Raw genomic sequence first — 9,846 nt, 5'->3', positions numbered from 1 at the left:
GGCTCAAGGGTGGGCGTGCGAGAGCAAAAGCTCTCACTGCAGAGCAACGCGTTGAAATCGCAAGCCTCGCCGCGCAGGCTCGCTGGAAGAAGAGCGATTAAGCCGCCGCACCATCCTCTTCGTGTGAAGCTTTCCTCCACTCTACGTCTAGCGTAAAGTCAGGTTCTGCCATAATGGGTTGTTCTGCAGGGTTGGAAGCCGCCCAATGATCAAGATCAAAACTAAGCTGCACCAATTCTCCAACGACATGTTCACGGCGGCGATTGGTGGAGCGTATGCAATGGCATTCATGGATGATGTGGCCTCGCGCCTCGCAAGCCGCGTCCAGATGACCACAGACGGCCACCGTGCATACCTTGAAGCCCTTGAGGCGCGTTCGGTTGCGATGTTGACTATGCACAGCTCATAAAGATTTACGGCTCCGCACCGGAAAACACGAAGGGTCGCTATTCGTCGACAGAATGCACGGGAGCGTGGAAAGAGCGGGTTGAAGGCAATCCTGACTTCGCTCACGTCTCAACTTCCTATGTCGAGCGCCAGAACCTTACGATGCGGATGCACATGCGCCGCTTCACCCGCCTGACAAACGGCTTTTCTAAAAAGGTGGAAAATCATGCTTATACCGTTGCGCTGCATTTTATGTATTATAATTTTGTTCGCATTCATAAGACGCTGCGCATGTCGCCAGCAATGGCGGCTGGTGTAAGCGACCGTCTACGGGAAATGCGTGATATCGTTTCTTTGGTGAAAGAAGCCGAAGCGAAAGCCCCAATCGTTCGTGGGCCGTATAAAGAAAAGTCTCAGATTTCAAACTGACCCACTACCGCAATAAGGAGTTGGGCGGATATCTTGCGTGATAATCAGCCTGCGGAGTCCAACCCGCCCAGCTTCCCTAGCTTTGGATTCCGCCCCTTTTCGATCTACTCCTCCGAGAGGCAATGCAGAGCTGTTGACAAATATAGGACCTGCTATCGGGTTTCCTTTCAATCACGCACACACAACCTTAATGGCTTTTCAGTAAGAATAATGGCATTGAAGATAAAATCGGTTTGCGAGATGCTGAAGCGCTTTCCTCTTTTTGCCAGCGGCTCCGCAATTGGGGCGGTCATCGATTATGTCGTGACCCTGTTTTCGAGCCATTATCTGGATTTATATCCAGCTGTCGCGCTGGCAATTGCCATGATTGTCAGCGGATCAACCGTATTTTTCTTCCACGTCCGCATCACGTACCGAGACACAACCGGAAACCTGTTTCGGCGCTACATCCTCTTTATGAGTTGGACCTGCCTGATCTTTTTTTTGCGAGCGATTGTCTTGCAGGGTTGCCTGTACACTGGCTTGCCGCTCGCTGTTGCGTTATTCATCGCGCTTGCTTTTGTCTCGATTATTAATTTTATCATTTCAACTGTTATCATTTTCGCAAAGAAGCCGTCATGAGCGCCAGAACTCTCTGCATTATCATTCCCGTTTATAATGAGGCGGAAGGCTTATCAGATTTGCTCGCCAGACTTAGCGTAATTGCTGACAGAATAGCTACCGAGTTTGGGCTTGCCATCGAATTCATCTTTATCGACGACGGCAGCAGCGATGACAGCTTTACCTTGTTGAAAGCACACGACTTTGGGGGCCGTCCAGCACGGCTGCTCCGCTTCTCGCGCAATTTTGGTAAGGAAGCAGCACTTTCTGCCGGGATAGATGCAGCCCTTGACGCGGATGCAGCGGTTTTGATGGATGCCGACCTGCAGCACCCTCCTGAAATGATTGCCGATTTCGTGCGCATCTGGCAAACGGACGGCGTTGACAGCGTCTATGCCTACAAGGCCAATCGCCGCGCTTCTGAAGGACCGATGAAGGCTGCGCTGTCGCACATGTTCTTTTGGGTCATCAATCGAGACCTTCGATATAATATACCGCCGGGGGCCGGAGATTTCCGGCTGATCAATCGGCCCTTCATGAACGCTTTGCGCAATCTACCCGAAACTGACCGCTTCATGAAAGGTCTCTATGGCTGGGTGGGTTTTCGTCAGACAGGAATACCTCTTGACCCGCCCCCACGGGTACGAGGTACAAGCAGCTACAATCCTCTCCGGTTGTTGTTGATGTCGCTTGGTGCAATTACCAGTTTCTCAACCACACCTCTACGCCTAATGGCCCTGATCGGTACAGTCATTGCTACGATCAGTCTCATATATGGCAGCTATATCGTTGCTCAGCATTTCCTGTTCCCAACGGTTCCAGTCGGCGTCGTTTCGATCTTGGTTCTGATCACTTTCTTTGGCGGCGTGCAGCTGATGTTTCTTGGGCTCCTAGGCGAGTATATTGGTAAATCCGTACTGGAGGCCAAGAAACGTCCGATTTACATTCTGGCTGAAGATATCAGCCGCAAGGAAAGCGACGATGCGGATCGCGGATGATTTCGGTCTGGGACGCGGAAATGACCGAGTGATCCTGTCGCTCCTCGAAGCTGGATCGCTGGACGGCACGTCAGTCATGACAGGCGATGCAATGAAACCTGAAGATATCGCTCGCTTGCGAACCCTGCGGACCGGTGGTGCAAAAGTTGGGCTGCACCTGAACCTCACCCAGGCAATTCCGGGAAGCGGCCCCATCTGGTCACTGGCTAATCTCATGCGACCTCGGTTGAACGAGCGGACGCTGGACGAAATCAACACGTCCCTGTCGCGGCAGGTAGGTACATTCGTCGACCTCTTCGGCAGTCTGCCCGACTATTACGACGGTCATCAACACTGTCATTGCTTTCCGGCAATAGTACCCCTTGTGACGCGTCTGCCCTACAAGGCAGAAACATGGATCCGCGCGCCTTTACCTGCCACATGGGCCGAGCGATGGCTCAATGTTCGTGCAGGTGGCGTCAAGGTACTGGTCATCATGGCGCTTGCGGCAAGAGCACGATCCGCCTTTACCAAAGCAGGGCTGAAGACCAATCGCGATTTCTCGGGCTTTCTCCGCCTCAATGATCCTTCCAGCGTGCAACGATGGCTGCCCCGCCTCCTCTTCCAAGCGAAGCCCGACTGTCTGATAATGCTTCATCCCGGTGACGATACAGATCAGATGCAATGTGCCGGACACGCTTCCCGCAGCCGTGCCATTGAAGCCCGAATCCTGATGGAAAGTCCGATAAAATGACGAAGAGCCGTTCTATTCTCTGGGGCCTGTTTCTGCTGCTTTTTATACGGCTTCTGACCATGATCTGGGTTCCTCTAACAGACCCCACCGAAGCACGATACGCCGAAATCGCACGCAAGATGGTCGAGACTGGCAACTGGATTACGCCGCAATTTGATTACGGTGTGCCTTTCTGGGCCAAGCCGCCACTGCATACATGGCTGTCGGCGGCAGGGATCGCCGTTTTTGGTGCAACTCCTTTTGCTGCACGACTGGGGATATTACTGGCAACCATGGCAACATTGCTCATCCTGTGGCGATGGGCCTGCACGCTCACCGACCGCAGCACAGCTGCAATTGCCGTGTTGGTTGCCGCAAGTTCCGGCCTGTTCTTTGTCTCTGCTGCGTTTGTCCAGACCGATATGGTTCTGACGCTCGGCGTCACCGCCTGTATGGCCGGATTTTACAACGGTCTGGCAGGAAGTCGTCGCTGGGGCTGGCTTTTCTTTCTGGGACTGGCCATCGGGCTGCTCGCCAAGGGCCCCGTCGCAGTCGTTCTGTCCATGACACCGATCACAGTCTGGATGTTTTGGCGCGGCAACTGGAAGGATATTGCCCGTCTGCCGTGGATCGGTGGCATCCTGTTATGCGCAGTACTGGTCATACCGTGGTATGTCACAGCAGAAATAGCCACACCCGGGTTTCTTCACTATTTCCTGATCGGTGAGCATATCCAGCGTTTCCTGCAACCCGGCTGGACAGGCGATCTCTATGGTGCAGGCCGTGAACACACCAGAGGATCAATCTGGCTGTTCTGGATCGTCGCAGCACTGCCATGGAGCCCCCTGCTGCCCATTCTTTTGTGGCGACTGCGAAAGACCTATATGCCGGATGGCAACGGCATTCATCTCTATCTGCTTTTGTTCGCCCTGACACCGTTGGTATTCTTTACCCTGGCCGCGAACATCCTTCTTGCCTATGTGCTGCCGGGCATACCTGCTGCAGCGCTGCTTGCCGTTATCGTATGGACCCGGACAAGCTCTTCTGGTGCAGGATGGCTCAAGCTTGGTCTCGCCGAAGTCCTTCTGATCTTTGCGAGCTTAACAGCTGCTTCATTCCTTGGACTGGATCGTTCGTTCATGCCCACGGAAGCGCGACTGATAGCTGACTATCCGGGGCCTGGCCGTCTTGCCATTCTGGACGCACGCAGCTTTTCTGCTGAATTCTATACGCAAGGCAAAATAGCTCGACTGAAGACACCGACGGACCTGGCTGCATGGCTCAAACCAGGCGACGGGGTTCTGGTAGCCAGGGATCAATATGACGCCTTTGTCAGACAATTCGGGGACACGATCAAACCAATATCCGAGGATCGCAAATACCTGTTATTCGTCCCTCTGCCGATTACCGCTGGAGTAAAGTGAGACGGCGGCACCCGTCTGTGTCCGTCCGGTTCAGACAGGTGCGGTTTCATCGCGCCGGAGCCGCTGTAGTTACCGATGCTCAGCTTTCTTCGGCAATATATGAAGCATTTCACAACCTCGATTCACACATAAAAGCGATACCCTGGCGGACACGACCGCCACGATGACCGAGCCGACCGTGTCGAGCGAATAGTGTCGAAACTCTGCATAACTCTGTACTCCGCCCTTTGCGGCAACCGCGATAATTCCTGCACCAAAAACCACTGGTAATTGCTTTGCCGCTCGATATCGTCCTTTTCATGATACGGGTAACCGTAGGTTTCGTCCTTCGTGTTCCAGAAGCCCTTATCAAGCCAGGTCACATCACATGGGTCACCGTTCTTCTCGCGGCAGCCGCCGCGTCCCCATTTGACACCTACACATGTATCATAGAACAGACGCCCCCGCAGAGTTCCCTGGCATTCATTCTAAAGATCAACAACATCCATCGCCACGTTCGCATAAGACGCCCTGCTTCTTCAAAAAAGACATCGTTTTTCCGCCGCCCCCTAAGTATCAATCTGCTTGGGATGGGATGCGCCTGCGATCAGTACGATAACGCCGCTCATTACCCTAAGAACCCAGGACTACTCGTTCGCCAGAGCGTGTCTGTGCAATCACAGACATATCCGGTTGGCTCCCCACAACTGCTCTGATTTGATTCTTCTCCATGAGGCTGAACGCAGTTGCCCAGGCATCGGCTCGCGCTGCATCACGGGCAACCACAGTCACCCGGCGATAAAGTGCCGCTGAAAATCCGGTTTTTGGATTGAGCAAATGGTTAAACCGTCCGGACTCCTCGAACTGAAAGCCCGTGAAGCTGGATGTCGCGAGCGCCTGATTGCGAATATCGACATGCTCTTCGGCAGCAGCTCCGGCTTCCAGATCGGCGATGCCAATGCGCCATGCCGTGCCGTCAGGTCTTGAGCCGAGAGCGCGATACTCCCCCATATCGACCAGTGCATGTTCGACCCCTGCCCTTTGCAACAATGCCGTCACACGGTCGGTGACATAGCCCTGCGCAATACCATTTAAAGTCAGAGACATAGATGGCTTGGAGAATGCAATGCGGTTATCATCGAATAGAACGTGACCGAACCCTACCTTTGCAAGCGCTTCGTCCCAAAGCTGTCGTGATGGCCCGTCGGGAGAAGGACGTTCTTGCGAGAAATGCTTTTTCAGACAGTTCCAAAGGGGCTGTACCGTCGGATCGAAAAGGCCGTCGCTGGCCTGCCAGCATTCATGGCAGATACGCAATACCTCGACCAGATCAGGCGAAGGCGATGCCAGCGCCCCATCGCGATTAAGTTGGGTGAGTTCTGAATCCGAACGATAGAGGCTGAAGATGTTCTCCAGTCTTTCCGCTTCTTGAGCAGATTCACGTAGCAACCGTTCAGCGGTCGAACGATCCGGATGATAGAGTATGATCTTGGCAGGTGCTCCCATCGCCTGACTACGCCAGATGATGGGCTCAGGAAGGTCGAGTGAAACTGCGTGTTTTGGAATGGCCCAGAACACTACTCCAGCCGCACCACCCGCAAGTACAAGCCGACGACTGATACGCTGTCCACCTTCAATGCGCATGGCTTTCGGCTCCAAGATCGGAGGGCCGCACCGACTGACCGCCGAGAACGTAATCCTCCGGTATTTCGGTAAAAGTGCTAATACGGCCGCCCTTTTCCGCAACGAACTTCTCCGCTGCTTCTCGTGTCGAAAACGGTACGGCCTCCTGTGCCCCCATCCCACCTACAGCAGCGCTTTCAATCACGAAAAAGGCTTTGCGCGCATCGACCCAGTTTTCCGCTCCCGGCTCTTCCCAGCTTGGCGCTTTCGCCATATCTGAAACGTAGATCGCCGCGATCCCTTTTGGCTCCTCAGGCAGCATCGTAAAGGCGAGCGTATCACGGGCGGAAGAGAACCATACTGCCTCGTTTGTCGGCTCTAGAATGATTTGCCCCTTGGGGCCGGGGTGCTCCAGAACATTCATTCCGCAATATCGGCCCATTGCGCTTTCCGTCAGCGCGAAAGGAGCCATCACGGCATCATTCTTTTCGTCCGGAGAACATCCTGCAAGCAGAACCAGAAACAGGGGGGCAAGAAACAGAGCGCGTTTCATAATTCTTTCCTCGAAAAAACCAGCATGGAAAGGGACAGTGGCAGCACGACCCAGAGGCCGAGCGCTAGCGTCAGAGCTAGAGCCGAGAGCGTAGCGTTACCGGCTATGCCGCCCATGCCAGTCAGAGATCCGGCCTGTCCGAGACCGAAGTTGAGAAGCCGGTAGGAGTCGGCTGGATTGAGAAGAAGCAGACCGTTGAGTATGCCACCGCCAACAATGCGGCCCTGATCGAAAACCAGCAGAGCAAGAAGTGCTGCGTCATAGATCAGCACGAAGAACAGCCAGACGCCGATGGCGATACCTGCTGCCGTGCTTCGCTCCCGCACCAAGGTGCTTGCAAGAAAGCCGATGGCGATGAACACGGCTCCCAGCAGAACCGACGAGATAATGAGTTTGAACAGCGACAGCCAGCTTCCCGCATCCACGCCGGACCCGGTCACGATCAGCGCCACAGCCGCCGCGCCGTACCCGAACAATGTCGCGAAGGACAGAATAGCAAGCTGGCCGATGAACTTGCCCAGAACCAGCTGAAACCGGCTTATCGGATAGCTCAGAAGCAGCAGCATCGTGCCGCGTTCCATTTCACCGACGATTGCATCATGCGAAATGAGAAGGGCAATGAGAGGGATGAGGAAGATTGTCAGGCTGGAGAGACTGACTATCACAACGTCCAGCTTGCTCGCTGCAACCGAACTGCCAGTGGGTGCGCTGCCGAGAAAAGTCATGCTTAGGGCCAGTGCCGCAAGCAATAGCGTGGTCGCCAGAACCCAGCGATTGCGCAAGCCTTCCTGAATTTCCTTGGAAGCAATGATGAGAATATTGTTCATTCCGCTGCCTCTGCGAGGGCCGCTTCCCCGGCGTTGAGGAAGTGGGCGTAAAGTTCGTCCAGCGTCGGCGGAACGAGATCAAGTTCCGTGAGATTGTCGTTCATGGCCACGATTTCACGGACAAGAGCCATCTTGCCTTCCGTCGGAGCTTCCGTTTCGAAGATATCCGGGCCGAGACGATGCCAGCACAATGCAGCATTGGCGGTTGTCGAAGGCAACCGGGAGACGTCTGGCGTCTGCACCCGTATGCGAAGCGGTAATTGTGAAATCCGGCGCAACGCATCGATGGAGCCATCGGCAATGATCTTGCCCTTGTTCGCGATGATGACGCGCCCGACCTTGGTTTCCAATTCGGTCAAGGCATGGGACGACATGAGGATTGTCGCGCCTTTGCTCCGCAATTCTTCAAGGACTTCATAGAAGCTCTGCCGCAAGGCGGGATCGAGACCGGTCGTCGGCTCGTCAAGCAACAGAACGGATGGTTGCCCGAGCAATGCCTGAGCAAGCCCCAGTCGCTGGCGCATCCCTTTTGAATAGGTGCCAACCCGCCTGTTCGCTGCATGGGCAAGGCCGACGCGCTCCAATAGCTCTACATTTTGGGCAACCGGCATTCTCTTCAACCGCGCATAGAAGCCGAGCGTTTCCGCTCCCGTCAGCGCCAGATTGAAAGAGACGTGCTCAGGCAGATAGCCAAGCCGCAATCTGGCGGCAAAGGCACCGGTCGCCGGATCCTCGCCCAACACGCGAACCGCGCCCTTGGTCGGGCGGATCAGACCGAGCATGAGCTTTATCATCGTCGTTTTTCCAGCACCATTATGGCCGACCAGCGCAATGCTTTCTCCAGCGTGGAGGCGGAAACTCGCATCGCTGATGGCATTGAACCCGCCATAGGACTTTGTGACCTGATCAAGAATGACAGTCTCAGTCATTTGGTTTTCCTTTCGCCGGATCGGCCGGATGCGGCGGCTTCATAAGGGGATAGCTATCGACGACACCGCCTGGCAAAAGCGCCGGGAACTGGGTCTGTGCCCAGCGGATTGTCTCGATTGCCGGACTATTGATGAGAATTTTTGCCTGTGGCGCAGTCCACAAAACCTTGTCGATCAGATCATTGGGCCGGTAAGGGCTGTCTGCGATACCGTCACCATTGAGATCGAAGGCCGGATTGTCGCTCCAGTAATTGCCGCGTCCATTGACCGACCAGTCGAGGTTACGCGTGCCGACATATTTCACCTGATTGCGGTTGTTTATGAAGGCGTTGCCGCTCATGGCATTGCCCTCGGAACCAGCAGTAAAGTGAATGCCTATGCTGCAGTTCTCGAAACTGTTCTCGGTGAACTTGTTCTTGTTGGCGTTGTAAATAAAGACACATTTTTCCGGACCGAGCCGCGAGGTTTCGCCCGTCTGGGTTTCCGTCTGGTCTTCCGCAGGAAGACCATGTTCAGCCTTCTGAACACCGGCATCAAGCCAGCGATCTATCGGTTGCATACGCCCGATCACGCGATTGCCGGAAATGACCGAGCTGTTTGCATAATTGAGCAACAAACCATGATCCCGGTCGCCGTCAGACAGGTTGTCCAGCACCTTGAGACGGTTGGTGTACATGATCGCGAAACCGACCGAATTGTTGCGCGAAACATTACCGATGACCTGGCTGTCATCCGTGTACATGTAATGGACGGCGAACCTGACATCCTCCATCACATTGTCGCGAAAGATATTCTTGCGGCTGGCATTGGTGTAGATGCCGTCGCGCCCGTAGCGAATGACGTTGCCGATAACCTGTGCGCCGGGCGCATTCCAGATGGAAACGCCGCTACCGGTTTGCGCCATGCGCACGCCTCGACGGCCAATGATCTCGTTGCCGCGCGCGATGGAATTTGCAGCACCGTGCAAATAGATCCCGTAGAGGTTATCGATTAGTCGATTGTTCTCGACGCGTGCGCCCGTGGCGGTTTTTGCCACGAAAACTCCGGAGTTGAGGTCGGGCATGTTATCGCCCGAACCGTGCACTTCCAGCCCGCGCACGATAGCGTCCGGTGCGTTGACCGTTATGGCATTGCCCGAGCCAAGTCCGTCCACAATGGCACCCTGCTCGCCGGTCAGTTCAACGGCGCGGTCGATCGTAACCGCGCCATTGTGCTTGCCTTTCAGAAGCCGGACGACATCGCCCGGCTCCGCTTTGTCGATAGCCGCCTGTACGCCTTCGCCTGCCACGACATCGATCTGCCGTGCCTGCAAACCGTCGCAAAGAACGACGGTCAGCAGCATTGCGGCACTGAAGGACTGAAACCGGCGGGGGAACCTCATGGTG

At 55.0% G+C, this 9,846-nt stretch carries 9 protein-coding genes and 1 pseudogene; 5 read left to right on the top strand and 5 right to left on the bottom strand.

The genetic code is table 11. The features are described 5' to 3' along the window. Positions 1-268: 268 nt before the first annotated feature. From CEV33_RS19660 to CEV33_RS19640, 5 genes and pseudogenes are all read left to right on the top strand, one after another. Positions 269-816: pseudogene (locus tag CEV33_RS19660) on the top strand (IS1 family transposase); the annotation flags it as partial. Positions 817-1,056: 240 nt separating this feature from the next. Then, complete coding sequence (locus CEV33_RS19655; RefSeq protein ID WP_094542061.1) at positions 1,057-1,437, top strand: GtrA family protein; 381 nt, start codon at positions 1,057-1,059, stop codon at positions 1,435-1,437. Further along, on the top strand, positions 1,434-2,414 hold the full coding sequence (locus tag CEV33_RS19650) for a glycosyltransferase family 2 protein (protein ID WP_094542060.1): 981 nt from the start codon (positions 1,434-1,436) through the stop codon (positions 2,412-2,414). Before CEV33_RS19655 ends, CEV33_RS19650 begins: the two co-directional genes overlap by 4 nt. Then, on the top strand, positions 2,398-3,147 hold the full coding sequence (locus tag CEV33_RS19645; RefSeq protein WP_094542059.1) for a ChbG/HpnK family deacetylase: 750 nt from the start codon (positions 2,398-2,400) through the stop codon (positions 3,145-3,147). The genes CEV33_RS19650 and CEV33_RS19645 overlap by 17 nt, the downstream gene beginning before the upstream one ends. Continuing rightward, positions 3,144-4,550: an ArnT family glycosyltransferase gene (locus tag CEV33_RS19640; RefSeq protein ID WP_094542058.1), complete on the top strand. Its 1,407-nt coding sequence runs from the start codon at positions 3,144-3,146 to the stop codon at positions 4,548-4,550. The genes CEV33_RS19645 and CEV33_RS19640 overlap by 4 nt, the downstream gene beginning before the upstream one ends. A gap of 612 nt (positions 4,551-5,162) precedes the next feature. Here the strand turns inward: CEV33_RS19640 and CEV33_RS19635 are convergent. The 5 genes from CEV33_RS19635 to CEV33_RS19615 are packed head-to-tail and all read right to left on the bottom strand — an operon-like array spanning position 5,163 to position 9,842. After that, positions 5,163-6,173 carry an FAD:protein FMN transferase gene (locus CEV33_RS19635; RefSeq protein ID WP_094542057.1) on the bottom strand — a complete coding sequence of 337 codons (1,011 nt, stop codon included), beginning with the start codon at positions 6,171-6,173 and terminating at the stop codon, positions 5,163-5,165. Further along, complete coding sequence (locus CEV33_RS19630) at positions 6,163-6,705, bottom strand: nitrous oxide reductase accessory protein NosL (RefSeq protein WP_036588262.1); 543 nt, start codon at positions 6,703-6,705, stop codon at positions 6,163-6,165. The genes CEV33_RS19635 and CEV33_RS19630 overlap by 11 nt, the downstream gene beginning before the upstream one ends. Further along, entirely contained in the window at positions 6,702-7,532 is an 831-nt protein-coding gene (locus CEV33_RS19625) for an ABC transporter permease subunit (protein ID WP_094542056.1), read from the bottom strand. The genes CEV33_RS19630 and CEV33_RS19625 overlap by 4 nt, the downstream gene beginning before the upstream one ends. Next, entirely contained in the window at positions 7,529-8,461 is a 933-nt protein-coding gene (locus CEV33_RS19620) for an ABC transporter ATP-binding protein (RefSeq protein WP_094542055.1), read from the bottom strand. Before CEV33_RS19620 ends, CEV33_RS19625 begins: the two co-directional genes overlap by 4 nt. Continuing rightward, entirely contained in the window at positions 8,454-9,842 is a 1,389-nt protein-coding gene (locus tag CEV33_RS19615; protein WP_094542054.1) for a nitrous oxide reductase family maturation protein NosD, read from the bottom strand. Before CEV33_RS19615 ends, CEV33_RS19620 begins: the two co-directional genes overlap by 8 nt. Positions 9,843-9,846: the final 4 nt, after the last annotated feature.

It is taken from the genome of Brucella grignonensis, from assembly GCF_002252505.1.
GTDB classification, from domain to species: Bacteria; Pseudomonadota; Alphaproteobacteria; order Rhizobiales; family Rhizobiaceae; genus Brucella; species Brucella grignonensis.
The sequence above is the reverse complement of the archived record's forward strand: the minus strand, read 5'-3'. Positions and strand labels throughout refer to the sequence as shown.